This window comes from Nitrosomonas sp. Is24 (genome assembly GCF_033063335.1).
GTDB lineage: Bacteria > Pseudomonadota > Gammaproteobacteria > Burkholderiales > Nitrosomonadaceae > Nitrosomonas.
Genome location: NZ_JAWJZG010000001.1, coordinates 1,364,362 through 1,382,224, shown reverse-complemented (window position 1 = coordinate 1,382,224; position 17,863 = coordinate 1,364,362). Strand labels below are relative to the sequence as shown.

At 48.0% G+C, this 17,863-nt stretch carries 19 protein-coding genes; 4 read left to right on the top strand and 15 right to left on the bottom strand.

The features are described 5' to 3' along the window. Positions 1–23: 23 nt before the first annotated feature. From dapD to R2103_RS06185, 5 genes are all read right to left on the bottom strand, one after another. A complete protein-coding gene (gene dapD, locus R2103_RS06205; protein WP_317530624.1) occupies positions 24–848 on the bottom strand; it encodes a 2,3,4,5-tetrahydropyridine-2,6-dicarboxylate N-succinyltransferase in 825 nt (274 codons plus the stop codon). A 38-nt stretch (positions 849–886) separates the two neighbouring features. Continuing rightward, complete coding sequence (gene dapC, locus R2103_RS06200; RefSeq protein ID WP_317530623.1) at positions 887–2,083, bottom strand: succinyldiaminopimelate transaminase; 1,197 nt, start codon at positions 2,081–2,083, stop codon at positions 887–889. Positions 2,084–2,237: 154 nt separating this feature from the next. Further along, positions 2,238–2,936: a hypothetical protein gene (locus tag R2103_RS06195; RefSeq protein WP_317530622.1), complete on the bottom strand. Its 699-nt coding sequence runs from the start codon at positions 2,934–2,936 to the stop codon at positions 2,238–2,240. 538 nt (positions 2,937–3,474) lie between these two features. Further along, a complete protein-coding gene (locus R2103_RS06190; protein ID WP_317530621.1) occupies positions 3,475–3,810 on the bottom strand; it encodes a DUF4156 domain-containing protein in 336 nt (111 codons plus the stop codon). 107 nt (positions 3,811–3,917) lie between these two features. Beyond that, the gene (locus R2103_RS06185; RefSeq protein WP_317530620.1) at positions 3,918–4,697 is read right to left on the bottom strand and encodes a DUF5995 family protein; all 780 of its coding nucleotides are present in this window, start codon (positions 4,695–4,697) and stop codon (positions 3,918–3,920) included. Between the two features lie 304 nt (positions 4,698–5,001). Between R2103_RS06185 and R2103_RS06180 the strand changes: the two genes are divergently transcribed. Beyond that, on the top strand, positions 5,002–5,988 hold the full coding sequence (locus R2103_RS06180) for a malate dehydrogenase (RefSeq protein WP_317530619.1): 987 nt from the start codon (positions 5,002–5,004) through the stop codon (positions 5,986–5,988). Positions 5,989–6,036: 48 nt separating this feature from the next. Here R2103_RS06180 and R2103_RS06175 read toward each other — a convergent pair whose 3' ends face one another. Beyond that, positions 6,037–7,212, bottom strand: a complete 1,176-nt coding sequence (locus R2103_RS06175; protein WP_317530618.1) for a lytic murein transglycosylase — start codon at positions 7,210–7,212, stop codon at positions 6,037–6,039. Between the two features lie 97 nt (positions 7,213–7,309). Beyond that, positions 7,310–7,750 carry a ferric iron uptake transcriptional regulator gene (fur, locus tag R2103_RS06170; RefSeq protein WP_090316694.1) on the bottom strand — a complete coding sequence of 147 codons (441 nt, stop codon included), beginning with the start codon at positions 7,748–7,750 and terminating at the stop codon, positions 7,310–7,312. A 50-nt stretch (positions 7,751–7,800) separates the two neighbouring features. On the opposite strand from fur, the gene R2103_RS06165 reads away from it, so the two are divergent. Genes R2103_RS06165 through R2103_RS06155 form a run of 3 tightly spaced genes read left to right on the top strand, consistent with a single transcriptional unit; the run spans position 7,801 to position 9,922 of the window. Then, positions 7,801–8,271 carry an outer membrane protein assembly factor BamE gene (locus R2103_RS06165; protein WP_317530617.1) on the top strand — a complete coding sequence of 157 codons (471 nt, stop codon included), beginning with the start codon at positions 7,801–7,803 and terminating at the stop codon, positions 8,269–8,271. A 20-nt stretch (positions 8,272–8,291) separates the two neighbouring features. Then, a complete protein-coding gene (gene dapB / locus R2103_RS06160) occupies positions 8,292–9,098 on the top strand; it encodes a 4-hydroxy-tetrahydrodipicolinate reductase (protein WP_317530616.1) in 807 nt (268 codons plus the stop codon). Between the two features lie 20 nt (positions 9,099–9,118). Further along, positions 9,119–9,922 (top strand): symmetrical bis(5'-nucleosyl)-tetraphosphatase, encoded by an 804-nt coding sequence (locus R2103_RS06155; RefSeq protein WP_317530615.1) that lies wholly within the window; start codon positions 9,119–9,121, stop codon positions 9,920–9,922. Here the strand turns inward: R2103_RS06155 and R2103_RS06150 are convergent. From R2103_RS06150 to aroB, 8 genes are all read right to left on the bottom strand, one after another. Next, positions 9,873–10,667: a lysophospholipid acyltransferase family protein gene (locus R2103_RS06150; RefSeq protein WP_317530614.1), complete on the bottom strand. Its 795-nt coding sequence runs from the start codon at positions 10,665–10,667 to the stop codon at positions 9,873–9,875. The genes R2103_RS06155 and R2103_RS06150 overlap by 50 nt on opposite strands. 154 nt (positions 10,668–10,821) lie before the next feature. Next, the gene (locus R2103_RS06145) at positions 10,822–11,139 is read right to left on the bottom strand and encodes a P-II family nitrogen regulator (protein ID WP_317530613.1); all 318 of its coding nucleotides are present in this window, start codon (positions 11,137–11,139) and stop codon (positions 10,822–10,824) included. 48 nt (positions 11,140–11,187) lie between these two features. Beyond that, positions 11,188–12,144: a sodium-dependent bicarbonate transport family permease gene (locus R2103_RS06140; protein ID WP_317530612.1), complete on the bottom strand. Its 957-nt coding sequence runs from the start codon at positions 12,142–12,144 to the stop codon at positions 11,188–11,190. Between the two features lie 297 nt (positions 12,145–12,441). Further along, entirely contained in the window at positions 12,442–13,716 is a 1,275-nt protein-coding gene (locus R2103_RS06135; protein ID WP_317530611.1) for a HAMP domain-containing sensor histidine kinase, read from the bottom strand. Continuing rightward, the gene (locus R2103_RS06130) at positions 13,691–14,386 is read right to left on the bottom strand and encodes a response regulator transcription factor (protein WP_090449262.1); all 696 of its coding nucleotides are present in this window, start codon (positions 14,384–14,386) and stop codon (positions 13,691–13,693) included. The genes R2103_RS06135 and R2103_RS06130 overlap by 26 nt, the downstream gene beginning before the upstream one ends. Before the next feature lie 31 nt (positions 14,387–14,417). Next, positions 14,418–15,491: a uroporphyrinogen decarboxylase gene (gene hemE / locus R2103_RS06125; protein ID WP_317530610.1), complete on the bottom strand. Its 1,074-nt coding sequence runs from the start codon at positions 15,489–15,491 to the stop codon at positions 14,418–14,420. Positions 15,492–15,642: 151 nt separating this feature from the next. Continuing rightward, positions 15,643–16,764: a deoxyguanosinetriphosphate triphosphohydrolase gene (locus R2103_RS06120; protein ID WP_317530609.1), complete on the bottom strand. Its 1,122-nt coding sequence runs from the start codon at positions 16,762–16,764 to the stop codon at positions 15,643–15,645. Continuing rightward, on the bottom strand, positions 16,761–17,858 hold the full coding sequence (gene aroB / locus R2103_RS06115; protein WP_317532063.1) for a 3-dehydroquinate synthase: 1,098 nt from the start codon (positions 17,856–17,858) through the stop codon (positions 16,761–16,763). The genes R2103_RS06120 and aroB overlap by 4 nt, the downstream gene beginning before the upstream one ends. Positions 17,859–17,863: the final 5 nt, after the last annotated feature.

Sequence of the window (17,863 nt, the reverse complement as noted above, 5' to 3'; positions counted from 1 at the left end):
TTCTATTGGAATCTTTAATCAGATCAAATACCACGCAACAACTCGTTGATACCCGTTTTTGACCGGGTCTTGGCGTCTACCTGTTTGACGATCACCGCGCAATACAAGCTGTACTTTCCATTCTCAGCGGGTAAATTGCCCGAGACGACAACCGATCCGGGCGGGATACGGCCATAGCTTACTTCGCCGGTTTCACGGTTATAAATTTTTGTGCTTTGGCCAATGTAAACACCCATCGAAATCACTGAGTTTTCACCGACAATAACGCCTTCCACAACTTCCGAACGCGCACCGATAAAACAATTATCTTCGATAATCGTCGGATTCGCCTGCACTGGCTCCAATACACCGCCGATACCGACACCGCCGGATAAATGCACATTCTTACCGATTTGCGCACACGAACCAACCGTAGCCCAGGTATCGACCATCGTACCTTCATCGACATACGCACCGATATTGACATACGACGGCATCAACACAACGTTGTTGGCGATGAACGAGCCTTTACGCACGGCAGCAGGCGGCACAACACGGAAACCGCCATCACGGAAATCCCGCGAGCTGTAATCCGCGAATTTCGATGGTACTTTGTCAAAATAATTGGAAAAACCGCCTTTGATAAAGTTATTGTCTTCGATGCGAAATGACAACAGCACTGCTTTCTTCAACCACTGATGCGTCACCCATTCGCCACTGATTTTCTCAGCCACGCGCAATTTACCGCCATCCAGCATCGCAAGAACTTGAGTAACCGATTCTTTCAATTTGGCATCGACATTACGCGGAGTAATCTCCGCACGGCGATCAAAAGCTTCTTCAATAGTGGCCTGCAATTCATTCGTCATTTAATTTTTCCTGTAATTTAATTCTCAACTTTGTCGAATCATAGTGTTTGCAACAAACGCTTAATTCTTTCCATGGCCTCAATGCATTCTTCCGGTGACGTAACCAGCGCAATGCGCACAAAATCTTTCCCCGGATTGACACCATGCGCGTCACGCGCCAGAAAACTGCCCGGCAGCACCGTCACATTATAATCTTGATACAACCGTTTGGTGAATTCGGTATCGCTGATCGGTGTTTTAATCCACAAATAAAAGCTCGCATCCGGCATTTGCACTTCGGTTGTACCCGATAACACCACAATGGCATCGGAAAACTTCTGCGCATATAAACGGCGGTTTTCTATGACATGCACTTCATCGCCCCATGCTGCCGCACTGGCTGCTTGAGCCGCCGGATTCATCGCCGAACCATGATAGGTGCGGTACAGCAGGAATTTTTCCAGCAATTGCGCATTCCCAGCCACGAAACCGGAACGCAATCCCGGCACATTCGAGCGTTTTGATAAGCTATTAAACACCACTAAGCGAGGAAAACCGGTTCTCCCCAATTGCTGCGCTGCATCCAGCGCGCCGAGTGGCGGGTTCTTTTCATCGAAATAAATCTCCGAATAGCACTCATCCGAAGCCACCACGAAACCGTAACGATCCGACAATGCAAATAGCGCCCGCCAATCGTCCAGCGTCATCACGCTGCCGGTCGGATTATTGGGTGAGCACACATAAATCAATTGCGTGCGCGACCATACCGCCTCCGGTAATTGACCATAATCCAGCTTGAAATGATTTTCCGGCAAGGTGTTAATAAAATGCGGCTCAGCGCCCGCCAGAAATGCAGCACCCTCGTAAATCTGATAAAACGGATTAGGGCAAACCACCGCCGGTTGCTTGGCGTTGCTGCTATCGATCACGGTTTGCGCAAAAGAAAACAGCGCCTCGCGGCTGCCGTTGACCGGAATGACCTCAGTCTCCGGGTCGATTCCTGCAAGGTTATAACGCCGCTTGGCCCATGCCGCAATACTATTGCGCAGCGCCGGTATCCCCAATGTCGTCGGATAAGTCGACAAACCATCCAGATTACCCGCCAATGCCTGGCGGATAAAACCGGGTGTTGCATGTTTCGGCTCGCCGATTTGCAGCTCAATGGGTTTTAGTGCCGCATTACGTGTCACGCCGTCAAATAGTTGCCGCAGTTTCTGGAATGGATAAGGTTGCAGTAGATTCAGATTTGGATTCATACGTTATTGGACGCAGTGCTCAGCTATTTGCATTTGCTCCGTTCATCCAGAAAGATTAGATTAGTTGCGATGCGCGGATTATAAAACGGGCGCATGAGAATAACCAACTTGTGCCGCATAAAAAACCGCAATCCACTCCATTGACCTATCGAGTTTATCGATCGATGACTTCGATTTCCGCAACAATCGATCTGAGACCTAATCCGTAGGCATTTCCGTATGATCTGCGATCGCTGTAATGTACTTTCACCAACGCGGCATTTTTTAATGCGTTGATCGCAAAATCATACAGATCGTGATCATCGATCATGAACTGATGAAAGTTACTACCGCCGCGGCCAATCTGCATCGTCATATAATAAATCCGGCTCATATTCTTATTTTTGGTCAGATTGGTAATTCTGCCGATTTTGACTCCGCGTGACACCTCGGGATCGGAAGTATGGATATCGCCAATAAAATGCTTCTGCTCCCATGAAGAATCCTGATCGACCAGGTAAATTTCCAGTAATTCATTAGGTTGTACACAAGATAACAAATCATTGCTTTTTGGAAATTTAAACTCAATGACCACATTCTTACCGATAAAACTTTCAATTTCCTCATACCGGTTTTTCTCAAAACAGAATTGCCACAAATGCGTTGAACCGATATTCGAAAAACTCTCATGCCCGAGTGAAATTTCTCCAACGTAAACCTGGTTAATACTTCTTTCTTGACGCACATTGCTGAGTTGGCCATAGACATAGCCTTCAGCGACCATCAGAAAGGGTCCGGCAAAACCCGGCTGCGGTATCGATGTAACCATCAGCAAAAGCATGAGTGCAACACCTTTGTAGCACATCGATTTCATGATTAACCTCTCTATGTGGCTATTGAATGATTGTGTATAGGAAGGCATCAGTTTATCGAATGAGAAGGTAACGCAGTATGAACGAGAATCTATTTTTCCCGGTAATCCAGGCACACTCAACGAGCACCACTGGTATGGTAAAAAACACAGCGCAATACACCCAATTGAATGTGACTGTGGTTTCGCGCGACAGGCATACTTCCATTGCGGCTCGGCCGACAAGCATAATTTCAGTTCCGTATTATGGTATTCATCTAACTGACGAATGCTTGCGCATCGCTGTGGCAAAAATCACATACATCGGGGAGCAATTATTGGATACTGCAATGGCTAGAATGCAGAACCGAATCTCCTTTCTTCCTCTTCTGCTCAGCGCTTCAACTTATCGCAGATAAAGCTGAAGCTATTTCCCGGTCAAATGGATTTCATTATCCATTTGACCTTTTTATTGGAAATCCATCCTTTACAAGTCCGGATCAACGCGCAATCATGCAACGTATCCGGGACAACCACTTGTTCTTCGGGCCACAAAATGAAGTTAATTCATATCCGTGCGTTTGGGTTGGAAGCACTGATAAACAGCAAAACTGCGTCTGCCATCGCCAATTTCCGAAATAGGGATGATCGTATCGCCTCCCATCAATGCCGCTTCGTTGCGCGCGAGGTCGGCCAATTCTTCGGCTACCTTGTCTGCGTCGCGGCTGAATATGACACGGCTGATTACTTTTGAATTCACTTTCCCCAGCCGTTTGCAGGGTTCGACCGCTTTAGCCGATTGCACCAGGCGCACACCCTCGCCTTGCGGTGTGACTTGCACCCACGCGCAGGAAGACAGTATTAAAATGCTACCAATAGCGGTAAAGATTATTTTCATGGGATGGCTCCTGTATTAGGCAATAAGATTTAAGCAGATGGCTGCTGTTTCGCTTTGAATTATTATCCTTCATTAGCTGCAAATAGTCTTGAACACACACCGGCGCATCATTCCAGAATTTCAATGCGCTGACGCGTTGTTCCCCGTTCGCCCAGGCGAATGATGCCGATAATCAGTGATCCGTAAAAACCCGGGTGGGAAATCACGTTTGAGAACAATGCCATCATGACATCTTTTTCAACAATAGCTTGTTTACGCTGCACTTCGGACAAAGGCGATAGTTTTTCCGCGAATGACCAGGCGGCATCGCGCGCTTTTTCCATGCTGAAGTTGATGATGGCGGTTTCGACACTGCCGAGAAAGCGATTGAGCAACCCCAGAATAGGCCATATGTCCGCCAGTTCACTTTGCACACCGCCAACCAAACTCGCCAATACTTGGTTGATTTTCTCAAAATCCCCTTTGAGGTTTTGCAATTCTCCTGGCGGTACGGTTTCCGCCGCGGCGATCCCCAGATCCAGATTGATATGTGCATTCATGCCGAGCAGCAAGTGCTGTAACACAATCGGCCACCAATGTTGCGTCGCCTCAAATGCGCGTATCCAGGATTTTGTCGGTGTTTGCCCAGTCTGGTATAGATAGCATGCATGAATGTAACGGTTGGCGAAGATCACATCGAGACGTTCCATGCGCGGACCGTCATCAAAGTAGTTTTCTGCAATCCCTTGCTTCACTTGTATCGTGACCTTACGGTATAGAGCAGCAAAGTAGCCCATGCGGGAATTATTCTGTTTCGACCACTCAACGATGGCAGTTAGCTGCACGATCACTTCATCGATTGTAGCCGCGGGGGTCGCTATCGCGGAAGGAAAGCTGGTATCTGCCATGACATCTCCTAATAAATTTATGAACTTTCGCATCATACGCAATGCTTGCCATGATGCAAGTAACGAGTGCGAATAGAATAGGTCATACCACATAAGCTACGCGTCGAATCCTACGATGCAACTTTGGCCGGACTGGTTGCCACTTACTATTCTGTTATGCAATCAACACGCTATCGCAATCTTATTTTCATAAACAAACTTGCTCTTCCGCGAGACTCTGATTGCAAGTATAATTCCGTTCACTTTTCCCCATATACCGCCAATTTTCCAGTCTTATTGGTGGCTTTTCGAGGATTGGAAAAAAATGAAACCGCCTATTCGAATTGCTGTTACCGGCGCAACCGGACAGATTTGTTATAACCTGTTATATCGCATTGCAGCAGGCGAGATGCTTGGCAAAGATCAGCCGGTTATTCTGCAATTACATGACATTACCGACGCACAACCATTGTTTGATGGTATCGTCATGGAGTTATATGACTGTGCTTTTCCGTTGCTAAGCGGAATTGTCACCACGGATAATCCCGAAGTCGCATTCAATAACGCGGATATTGTTTTGCTCGTGGGCGCACGTCCGCGCGGGGAAAATATGGAACGCAAGGATCTGCTGGCAGCCAACAGTCCCATTTTCATCCAAAATGGCAGGGCACTTAATGCTGCTGCAAAACGTGATGTCAAAGTATTGGTCGTTGGCAATCCCGCCAACACGAATGCCTATATCACGATAAAAAACGCCCCTGATCTCAATCCAAACAACTTCTCCGCGATGCTGAGACTGGATCACAATCGCGCGTTGTCGCAAGTCGCGTTAAAACTTCACGTGCCGGTATCGGATATCAAACGAATGATCGTATGGGGAAATCATTCCAATACGCAATTTCCTGATTTAAGCCATGCCACCGTTGGGAACACTAGTGTTTCCTCTTTAATTACCGATCCTTCGTGGATAGAAAATCATTTCATTCCGGTCGTGCAAAAACGGGGCACAGCCATTATTGAAGCGCGCCGCGGCAAGTCCAGCGCGGCTAGCGCGGCCAATGCCATTATCAATCACATGCAGGATTGGATTTTTGGCACCCGGGAAGGAGACTGGGTATCGATGGGTGTGCCCTCTAATGGCAGCTACGATATACCACGAGGCGTCATCTACAGTTTTCCCGTGACCTGTCAAAACGGTCAATATAAAATTGTCGAGGGATTGGAAATCAGTCCATCGGACCGGGAAAGAATGCAAAAAAGTTATCAGGAACTCGTTGCCGAACAAGAAGCGATCAAGCACTTACTGGCTTAAACCGCAGCACTACTCGATAAGAAATTGCAATCCGCTTTGTTGAGCGCTTTAGCGCGATCCGATGCTAGCCGCTTCGCGAACGGCAATCAATATTCCCGCATCCAAATGCCCATCCGCAATACGTTGCGTTTTCTGTTGAAAAAGACTGATTGCCTTGCGGGTGGCTGAACCTAATATGCCATCGGCTTCTCCGGCATCAATTCCCAGCGTGGTTAAATCCATTTGAAGCTGACGCACTTGTTCCCGGGATATTTTTGCCGAATCCACCGGTGGCGCGCGGAATAAAGGAGCCGCACCCGCGATGCGGTCCGCCAAGTGTCCAACGGATAACGCATAAAACTCGGAACGGTTCCAACGCATGATGATATAAAAATTCTTGGTCACCAGAAATGCAGGGCCTTGATAACCCGAAGGAATGATTAACGCTGCTTTTTGTGCCGACGGCGCCAATGGCGCTCCCGAAGTCGTCGTGACTCCTAAGTTTGTCCACTCTTCCAAACTCAGCATTTGATCCCGCCCAGCGAGCGAATAATCAAAGGATCGCGGCAAAAGCACTTCTTGCCCCCAATTTAAACCGGGAACCCAGCCTAACTGCTGCAAAAAATTGGCCGCGGATCCCATCGCATCGGGAATACTGCCCCATAGATCGCGCCGTCCGTCTCCGTCGACATCCTTGGCATAGCGCAAAAAAGTCGATGGCATGAATTGCATATGCCCCATCGCACCTGCCCAGGAACCGATCATGCGTTCCGCGGTGATATCGCCCGCATCGACAATCCGCATGGCGTTGAGCAGCTCTTGAGTAAAAAAGGTGCTCCGGCGCGTGTCACAAGCCAGCGTCGCCAGTGAATCAAGCACTGACCAATCGCCAAAATGACCGCCATAGCTGGTTTCCAGTCCCCAGAAGGAAATTAGGAATTGTGCCGGAATACCGCTTTCCCGTTGAATCTGATTCAGCAAAACATGATGTTTGGCATACAAATCCCGGCCACGCTGTACGCGCTCTTCGTTGATCCGGGTCGTGAAATAATTTGCAAATGTTTGCGTGAATTCGGGTTGGCGCCGATCCAGCTCAATAATACGTGGTAAACGTTTGACCTTACTCAGCACTTGATTGACTGTGTTATCGGAAATACCTTCCAGGCGCGCTTGCGATTTCATTCGGGCAATACATTCGCCAAAACCGCTGTCATCGGCATAGACCGGCTGTGTGCACGTTAACATTATGAATGCCGCACCCCATCCTGTTTTCCGCCAGCTGCGCTTTTGCACGAAATGAAATAGATTTCTCAAGTGATGAGGAATGGCCGCTGGTATCATATTATTTTCGGTGCGGGCAGTTCTGCTTCGTACAATCCGCATAAAGTGACAACGAGTGCTCTTGCAGCGTAAAACCGCGTTCTTTCGCTATGGCTATCTGCCGCTTCTCAATTTCAGCATCGTAGAATTCTTCTACGCGGCCACATTGCAGACATACCAAGTGATCATGATGGCCATCTCCTTTCAGCTCAAACACGGCTTTACCGCTTTCAAAATGATGCCGCTCCAACAATCCGGCTTGCTCAAATTGTGTCAAAACGCGATAGACAGTAGCCAAACCAATATCTTCGCCTTCGCTGATCAGCTCTTTATACACATCTTCCGCCGACAGATGACGCACACTGCTTTGCTCAAATAAATTTAATATTTTAAGTCTGGGCAGTGTTGTTTTAAGACCAATATTTTTGAGATCAATACTTTTCAGATCGTCGAAGTTACCCATGGTTATCTCTGCCTGGAAAATTATTTACTGTATCATATGCTGTGTTCACTTTGGAAACATATAATATCAACAAAATGGTTGCAAAATTTTCCGTATTGATCGCTTTCTTGCTGCTGACAGGATGTTCATTGCTTCCTCATGTTCTCTATAAAATAGATGTGCAGCAAGGTAATGTTGTGACAGAAGAAATGCTGGAAAAACTAAAACCCGGCATGACCAAATCCCAAGTGCTTTTTGTTTTAGGATCCCCGCTCATCATGGATGCCTTCCGTGACAATCGTTGGGATTATGTTTATCTTTTTCGTAAGCATGGTGATCTCGTTGAACAAAAACGGGTAACTCTTTTCTTTGTAGATGATAACTTATCCAGTATTGAAAATTACTTAGCGAGTTCTCCAGATCCCATAAAACCCAAACCGGCTCAAGCAAAAACAGAGCAAAAAGCCGGACAAAAAGAAATGGTACCCGACGATGATGACGATCTTTGTAACGTACCCAGCACAGTCTCTATAAAACCTTAATTATCAAAATATTGCAAAAAATGATTACGCAAAAAATCGCTATTGCCGGAAGCTCCGGCCGCATGGGCCGCACTTTGCTGGAAGCCGTGACACAAGCACCCGATATGCAGCTTGCAGCCGCATTGGAGAGAATTGACAGCCCTTATTTGAATAAGGATGCCGGCGAGTTAATCGGCGCGCATTGCGGCGTCTCTATTGTCAGCGATTATGCGCAAGCCCTGAGAAGTTGCCATCATTTAATCGATTTCACGCGCCCCCAAGGTACCCTTGCCCATCTCTCCGTGTGCCGGGAAGCGGGTGTAAAAATGGTGATCGGCACCACCGGCTTCTCGCCGGAAGAAAAAGCTTTACTGCAACAAGCCGCTCAAGATATCGCCATCGTATTTGCCCCCAATATGAGTGTCGGTGTGAACGTTACTTTCAAATTATTGGAAATCGCCGCGAAAGTGCTCAATGAAGGCTACGATATTGAAATCGTCGAAGCGCATCACCGCCATAAAGTGGATGCACCATCCGGTACCGCGTTACGCATGGGTGAAGTCATCGCCGATGCATTGAAACGAGACTTAAGTAAAGTGGCAGTGTATGGCCGGGAAGGCGTAACCGGCGAAAGAAAACCGGAGACCATCGGATTTGCGACTATTCGTGCCGGCGATATTGTCGGTGATCATACCGCCATGTTTGCCGGTATCGGTGAACGCGTGGAAATTTCCCATAAAGCCAGCAGCCGGATGACTTTTGCTATGGGCGCATTGCGCGCCGTGCGTTTTCTTGCCGATAAGCCCAATGGTTTGTTCGATATGCAGGATGTACTGGGTTTGCGTTAACATTCTGTACCGCTATTTTCATGGCAACGTATGCAATCGGTGATTTACAAGGCTGCTTCACTGAATTTCAACGGCTGCTCGAAGTTATCCGCTTTAATCCCGCCCAGGACAAACTTTGGCTGGTAGGCGATATCGTTAATCGCGGCCCCGGTTCACTGTCATTGTTGCGTTATATCAAACAGGCCGGCGATGCGATACGCATGGTTCTCGGCAATCATGATTTGCATTTGCTCATGGTTGCGGCGGGAATGGCCAGAAATCACCCCAGCGACACGATTCAACCGATTCTCGATGCACCTGACCGTGATGAGCTGTTGCATTGGCTGCGGCAGCAAAAATTATTTCACGTTGAAGACCAGTATGCCATGGTGCACGCCGGATTATTGCCATCGTGGTCTATTGCACAAGCCGGACAACTTGCTCGTGAAGTTGAAACTGCGTTACGTCACGACGATCACCATGAGCTATTCGCACGGATGTACGGTAACGAGCCCAATTACTGGCAAGACGATTGGACCGGTTATATCCGGCTTCGGGTCATCATCAATGCAATGACACGCATGCGCGTATGCACGCCGGACGGGCGGATGAATTTCGCTTTTAAAGGTAATCTGCAATCCATTCCGGACGGCTATATGCCATGGTTCAGCGTACCGCACCGGATCAGTCAGAGCACCACCATCATTTGCGGCCATTGGTCCGGATTAGGACTGCACATCACGGATCATTTAATCGCATTGGATAGTGGTTGTGTATGGGGAGGTCAGTTGTCCGCTATCCGATTGGAAGACCGGAAAGTTTTTCAGATTCCTTGTGCGCAATAGGCAGCGATAAAGCATTCGCAACCGCTTGTTCAGACAAACGCGCCAATTCCCGCCGGTTTTTCATGCCGCAGGGAATCGGCGAATCAAATGTCAGCTCTACATCTATACTTGTAAGACTCAGAATTTTTTGCAACGACAAAATCAATGAGGGATCGATATAAGCGGCTTCCTTGCAAATACCGCCGAAGCTATTGCGATAGCCAATTGCAACCGGATACAGCATGGCATCCGCAGTGACAGCCGCTTGCAGCAATGAGGCATGAAAATGGTTGATCTGTGTGCCATCCGTTGTAGTGCCTTCAGGAAATATCGTTACTCGCTCTCCCTTATCCAGCACATCACTGATTTGTTGATTGATACGCAGCGTATCGCTCCGTTTTGCACGTTCGATAAACAGTGTACCGGCATTCCGGCTTAGCAAGCCTAAGACAGGCCAGCGGCTAATTTCGGCTTTGGCGACAAAACGAGTCGGGCATGCCGCCATCAAAACACAAACATCCAGCCAGGATACGTGATTAGCTGCTAACAATACCCTCGGCATATCCGCCGTAGGTAATCTACCGTGGCAATGCAACCGGATCGCAAGAGTGGACAATAATCCAGTCGCCCAGCGTTGCATCATGGTGCGTTGAATCGATAAAGGAAAATAGGGATAAACAATCGATTGCAATAAGCCTGAAATAACGTGCAGTAGTAAATGAGTCAGGCGGATGATACGCAATAGCAGTGGTGTATTTTTTTGCATGCAGAGAGTGTGCAGAGGAACTGCCTTGATAATGGTTGCTGCAACTACTCTACCATTATTTTGCAAAAAAACTCAGAGGACTGTAATACACGCAAGATTTTTTTGCGTGTATTACAGAAACTAAACAGTGAATCTATACAAAAAACATCAACAACTAATAAGAAACAGCCGGTCCTTCAAGCCACAGGCAATCCGAGATCAGACACATGCCACCCAAGCTTTTCAGCACAGGTCTCAATTCACTGGCAATCTTTTGTGCTTGCTCGTCTTTACAGGCAAGAACAACCATCACGTTCTCCTGTTCCATCAAAACATCGCCAGGATCGCGTACACCACGTGATCCGAGCCCACCAGCCTGTTTAAGAACAGTGTAACCGCGCACTGAGCATTTTTCTAACAATTCCGTCAATTGTTCAAGTTGTTCAATACCAACAACAATCTCGAATCGTTTCATTGCGATTGAATTATTCATATTTTTTCCCGAAAAGTCAGATAATTATTAAATAAACGGCAATAGTTTTTAGACTGCAATGCCATGGAACCAATGCGACATTTCCCAGTAAATCGGTACACCGATAAAGATGTTAAAGGGGAAGGTCACGCCCAAAGAAGCGCCAATCGACAACGCAGGATCGGCATCCGGTACGGCAATGCGCATCGCTGCGGGAGCGGCGATATAAGAGCAGCTGGCATATAACACGGCCAGCAACATCGTACCACCTTCTGACAAACCGAATATCCAACCCAAATAGGCGCCAAACATTCCGGCTGTTAATGGAAACAGAATACCAAATGCTACAATAAAAATCCCTTTGTCAACCACCGCTTTCAACCGTGCTGCTGCGAGCAGCCCCATTTCCAGCAGGAAAAATGCCAAAACGCCCATGAATAAATCCATGAACATTTTATCCAACGGTGACACCAGCTTAACCACGCCTGCGTAATAACCGATCAGTACGCCAACAATCAATAGATAAAGACTGGTACCGGTCAAAATTTCGTGCATCAACTTGCCCCACTGGGTTTTTTCACCGCCAGCACCCGCGCGCGCCAAAACTGTACCGGTTACCAGTGCAGGAATCTCCATCAGCGCCATGATGAGAACCATATAACCTTCGGAAGGCTCGTCCTTCGCCGCCAGGAAAGCCACACCCACGGCAAAAGTTACCGCACTCACCGAACCATAGTGTGCAGATATAGCACCTGCATCCGCCTGGGTGAATTTACCAAGGAATCTTAAAATCGGATATGCGGTTAAAGGAATCAATGCTGCTAAAACAACCATAGAAGCGGCAATGGGTAGTACTTCCATAATCTCGTACTTAGCCATTGATACGCCACCTTTAAAACCGATAGCGATTAACAGAAAAAGACTTAAGCTCTTATACAGCGCTTCGGGGATTTTCAAGTCAGATTTAATGACACCTGCCAAGACCCCCGCAACAAAAAAGAAAACTACTGGTTGTATAGTAGTCATTCAACACTCCCTATTTATTAGTTATATAGTTTATAAAAATCTTTAACAAACAGCATCCAAGAAGATGCCGCAGATTAAAAACGCAACAAATATTCCAGGAAACCGTGAGGTTTCTTGGGGAAATCCATTTCGTTAAAACCGAGATTTTACAAAAAGTAAGAATCTAGGAAATCTGTGACACAAGTAGCGCACGTCTTAGATCTGGAAACCCGTGAGTGAATTGCCTTTCACACGGAAACGTTAACACAGGAAATGTGAAGAAATCGTGAAGATAATGAAATGTTATTTACTAAATAATTAAGGAAAAATGATATGAAAAGTCGTGCCTTTTCCTGGCGTGCTATCGACTTCGATACTCCAACCGTAGTGGTTGCAAATCCGCTTAACAATCGCAAGCCCTATCCCCAGCCCTTCTCCTTGCGTCGAACCGCGGAAGAACCGCTCGTAGAGCAGCGGCAAATAGGCTGGTTCTATTCCTATACCGGAATCCGAAACGGATAGCCGCCGATTATTAAATTCGATCCGGATATAACCTTTCTGAGTATATTGCACAGCATTACGAATCAAATTCATTAATGTCGTATGTAATGCTTGACGATTGACCGTCAGCACAACATCCGGCGCAATTAGAACCTCAAAAGTAAGGTTTTTCCTGGCAATCTCGACACATAATGGATCTGCGGCGTCATAAACACATTCCGCCACAGCAACAGTTTCAATGACACCCAACGCTTGCTCTCGTGCTAGAAACAACAAAGCTTGCAGTTGCTCCCCCATACGGGCGGCAGCTGCTTCGATCATCTTCACGCGATGGTAGGCTTTAATTGGAATGTCAGCGCCAGCGATCAGCAATTCACAGCTGGTCAGAATGGTCGTAATCGGAGTTCTTAATTCATGACTGATATTCGCCGTAAACTCTTGTTCACGCTGCAACATCCGTTTAATCCGATTCTGATAATCATCCAGTGCTCGCGCAAGCTGGGCAACTTCCTCGTCCATATCCTGTTGAGCCAAAAGCCCATGTTGAACATCACCCGGGGCTAATCGATTGACTCGCTCCGCCAAGTCCGTCACTTGCTGAACCAGCACTCTGGCCAGTAAATAACCCACAAAAAAAGCGATCGCAACCACGACAAGCCATGACAACACAATCAATAGTCTGAGTTCCTGCAAACGTTGCTTATGTAACGTAATGCGATAGGCCACCACAAACTTCACTTCACCGATGGCATGCACTAAGACATGAAAATCATCCACTCCGTAATAGATTTTATGATAATCCGGGTTCAGCCCCCGCAAATAGGCGGGAAGCCGCAGCTCCTCCTCCATATTATGGACGACGTAGCTCTTCAGATGTGAACCAACCTGGGAAATAAAGTCCGAGTGTTTTTGATAGCGTTGAACAAGATGATCCATTTCCATCTTAATCACTTGTTCAATATGCGCTTCCTCGATGTTGTCGGAAGCAAAATAAAGAATGATGCACAAGGTGCCTACAGTAAAAATACTGAATGTCGCCAATGCCACAGCGACACGGTAGCGCAGGCTACGTTCTATCGGAAATCTGTGCACGAGAAGTTAAGCAGTAGCCAAGTCCATGAACCGTTTCAATAGGATCATATCCGCCAGCTTTGGTCAGTGCGCGCCGTAAAATATGCATATGACTACGCAACGTATCGCTGGTTTCCTGAACATCCTCCCATGCCTCCAATTCGAGTTCTTCCCGGCTGAATACTTTACCCGGTTCGCTCATCATCAAGGCCAATAGACGGATGCACTTAGGCGGAAGCTTGACGTTTTTGTTTTCAAAACGAATGGAAAGTGTTTTAGGATCAAAAGAAAGTTTGTCAAATTCCAATGTACGGTTAGCAACTTTACCGACATAGCGTTTATGCATTGCCAGCAAACGCGCTTCAACCTCTTTTAGCGCGAAGGGTTTGATCAGATAATCGTCCGCCCCTTGTTCGAAGCCCGCCAGTTTATCTTCCAGCGTGTCTCGAGCAGTGAGCATCAGAATCGGCGTATCGATCTGCGATTCCTGGCGCAATTTCCGGCACAACGTCATACCGTTCATGCCGGGCAATCCCAGATCCAGCAGAATGGCATCAAATCGCTGTGTCACTGCAAGATGAAGTCCTGCTACACCATTGACAGCCGCATCCGCCGTATGCCCCCGGGACTCCAGAAAATCATACAGATTGGCGGCAATCGCCAAATCGTCTTCAATAATCAGTATATGCATACAGCCACCTGCAGTAATGATTTAATTCTTGTTAACCTCTTACCGCATGGAATTCACGGCTTAAGGTATGAACAGCATCCACCAGGGCTGCTGCATTTTCCGGCGGCGTAAACTGAGAAATGCCATGGCCCAGATTAAACACATGGCCGCTGCCGTTGCCATAACTGGCCAATATCTTTGCTACTTCTGCGGTGATGACTTCCGGAGATGCAAAAAGCACCGACGGATCCAAATTTCCCTGCAAAGCAACTTTATTGCCCACACGCCGCCGCGCATCGCCAATATCAATTGTCCAATCCAATCCGACTGCATCGCAGCCAATGTTCGCAATGGCTTCCAGCCACAGCCCCCCTCCCTTGGTAAACACAATGCTGGGAATACGCGCGCCATCGTGTTCCCTTTTCAATCCGGCAATAATTTGCTGGATATAGCGCAACGAGAATTCCTTGTAAGCCGCATGCGAAAGCGCGCCGCCCCATGTATCAAAAATCATAACCGTCTGCGCACCGGATTCAATTTGCGCGTTCAGATAAGCGATCACCGCCTTTGCATTCACATCCAGTATATGATGCAGCAACTCCGGACGCTGATACAGCATGGTTTTAATTTCACGGAATTCCGTACCACCCCGCCCTTCCACCATATAACACGCCAATGTAAAGGGGCTGCCGGAAAAGCCGATCAAGGGCACACGGTTATCCAATGCCTTGCGGATTTCCGAAACCGCATCCATGACATAGCGTAAATCCGTATTAGGATCCGGAACTTTCAATGCGCGAATCTCTTTTTCCTCGCGCAGAGGATGTTTAAACATCGGTCCCTCGCCCTGGGCGAAATATAACCCCAGTCCCATCGCATCTGGTATGGTCAAAATATCCGAAAACAATATGGCGGCATCCAAAGGAAAACGAGCCAACGGCTGCAGGGTAACTTCAGTCGCAAATCCAGGATTTTTACACAAGGATAAAAAGTCCCCGGCGCGTGCCCGGGTAGCGTTATATTCCGCCAGATAGCGGCCTGCTTGCCGCATCAGCCAGACAGGCGTGTATTCAACGGGTTGTTTCAGTAATGCGCGTAGAAATGTATCATTCTTGAGTGTTGTCATTAAAAAGCCTATGTTTTATCTTTCTTTTGAAAGGCTGCTTCTATCCAGAATCAGGCCTTTTTTCAATCGTTAATATTACCAGCGAATAGCGATCACGTATATTGCTAATCCGGCAAATGCGACAGCCGGCACTTTAACAAACGCTGAAAAATTAACTTTCCGCGATGGTAAATAAGCGCTGATATTCTTTGATCGCATAGCGATCTGTCATCCCGGCAATATAATCCGCGATTGCCTGGTGTCCTTCCTGTACAAATTTTTTCTGATACTTGACCGGCAGCAATTGCACTTCCGTGCTGAATGCCGCAAACAGCCGCTCGATCGTGTGGCGCGCTTTGTTACTCATCCGCACGACACGAAAATGCCGGTACAAATTATCAAACAAAAATTTCTTCAACTCCTGCTGCTCCAGCTTTATCTGCTGGCTAAAACCGATCAGTGGCGGCGCTGCATGCACATCGGCCAGCCCCTCGATACCGGCATCCTTGATATTGCAGGTGCTTTGCCGGGTCAGATCGGTGACCAATGTATTGATCATGCTGCGGATTGTTTCATAAACCATTCGGCGTTCCGGCAGCACGGGGTATTTATCTTGCACCTGTTGCAAGTGGCGCGAAAAAATCGACACTTCTTGCAACTGTTCCAATGTGATTAAACCGGAGCGCAGCCCATCATCGATGTCGTGATTGTTGTAAGCGATTTCATCGGCGAAATTGGCCAGCTGCGCTTCCAGCGAAGGTCTTTTATGCTGCAAAAAACGTTCGCCTAATGAACCCAGCTTGGGAATATTTTTCCTCGCCACATGTTTGATTATTCCCTCGCGCGTTTCATAGCAGAGATTCAGACCGTCAAAAGCCGCATAACGCTCTTCCAGCACGTCAACCACACGTAAGGATTGCAGGTTATGTTCAAAACCGCCGAAATCGCGCATGCAGTCGTTCAACGCATCCTGACCGGCGTGCCCAAACGGCGTATGCCCCAAATCATGCGCCAGCGTGATGGCTTCGACCAGATCCTCATTCAATCCCAAGTTTCTCGCAATCGAGCGCCCGATCTGCGCCACTTCCAAACTATGCGTCAGACGCGTGCGGAACAAGTCGCCTTCATGATTGACGAATACTTGGGTTTTATATTCCAGACGGCGGAAAGCGGCGGAATGTATGATGCGATCGCGGTCGCGCTGAAACTCACTGCGCCCGCTCGCCAATTCTTCATGAATCGCCCGCCCGCGCGAATTTTCAGAAGACACGGCATAAGCAACCCGATGACTCATTCCGCGATACAAGCCAGGATAGTTTCGTTCAGAATGGCGGCTGCGATATCCGCGCGCATCACCGCTTCACCGATGCGATTGAGCACGATAAAGCGCGTTTTTCCAGATTCCACTTTCTTATCCAGCAACATCAGCTCCAAATATTTCTCCGCGGGCATTTTCGGCGCGACAACCGGCAATCCGGCCTGGATAAAAATCTTGCGGATGCGCTGAACATCGGCTTCGCCGATCAGCTTCATGCGCCGGGATAATTCCGCTGCCATGACCGTACCGGCTGCCACGGCTTCACCATGCAGCCAGACGCCATATCCCATGCCGTTCTCAATCGCATGGCCAAAAGTATGTCCCAGATTCAGCAAAGCGCGGATACCCTTTTCCTTTTCGTCCGCGGCGACGATTTCCGCTTTGTTCTCACAACTGCGCTGAATCGCTTCGTTCAAGGTCACCGGGTCGCGCGCCAATAAGCGGTGCATATTTTGCTCCAGCCAATCGAAAAAGGCCGGATCGCGGATCAAGCCGTACTTGATGACCTCCGCCAGCCCGGCTCGAAGCTCTCGATCGGGCAAGGTATTTAACGTCGCACTATCCGCCAACACCATCAGCGGCTGATAAAAAGCGCCGATCATATTTTTACCCAGCGGATGATTGATGCCGGTTTTACCGCCCACCGATGAATCCACCTGCGCCAGCAGTGTCGTCGGAATCTGAATAAAAGGCACGCCGCGCAAATAAGTCGCCGCTGCGAATCCGGTCAGATCGCCAACCACGCCACCACCGAGCGCCAATATCGTGGTATTCCGTTCGCAGTGATTTTTTAACAGTGCATCGAAGATGATATTGAGCGTTTCCCAGTTTTTATGCGCCTCCCCATCCGGCAGAATAATCGGCATCGCGCGAACACCCTGCTTTTCCAGCGCGGTTTGCAGTTTCTCCAGATAGAGCGGCGCCACGGTGGAGTTGCTGACGATAGCAACGCGCTTTTGCGGCAAGCACGATACGATCAAATCAATGTGCTGCAGAATCCCGTGTCCGATATGAATCGGGTAACTGCGCTTTTCCGCTGACGGAGTAAAATCAACCGTAATGGTTTGCATAATAT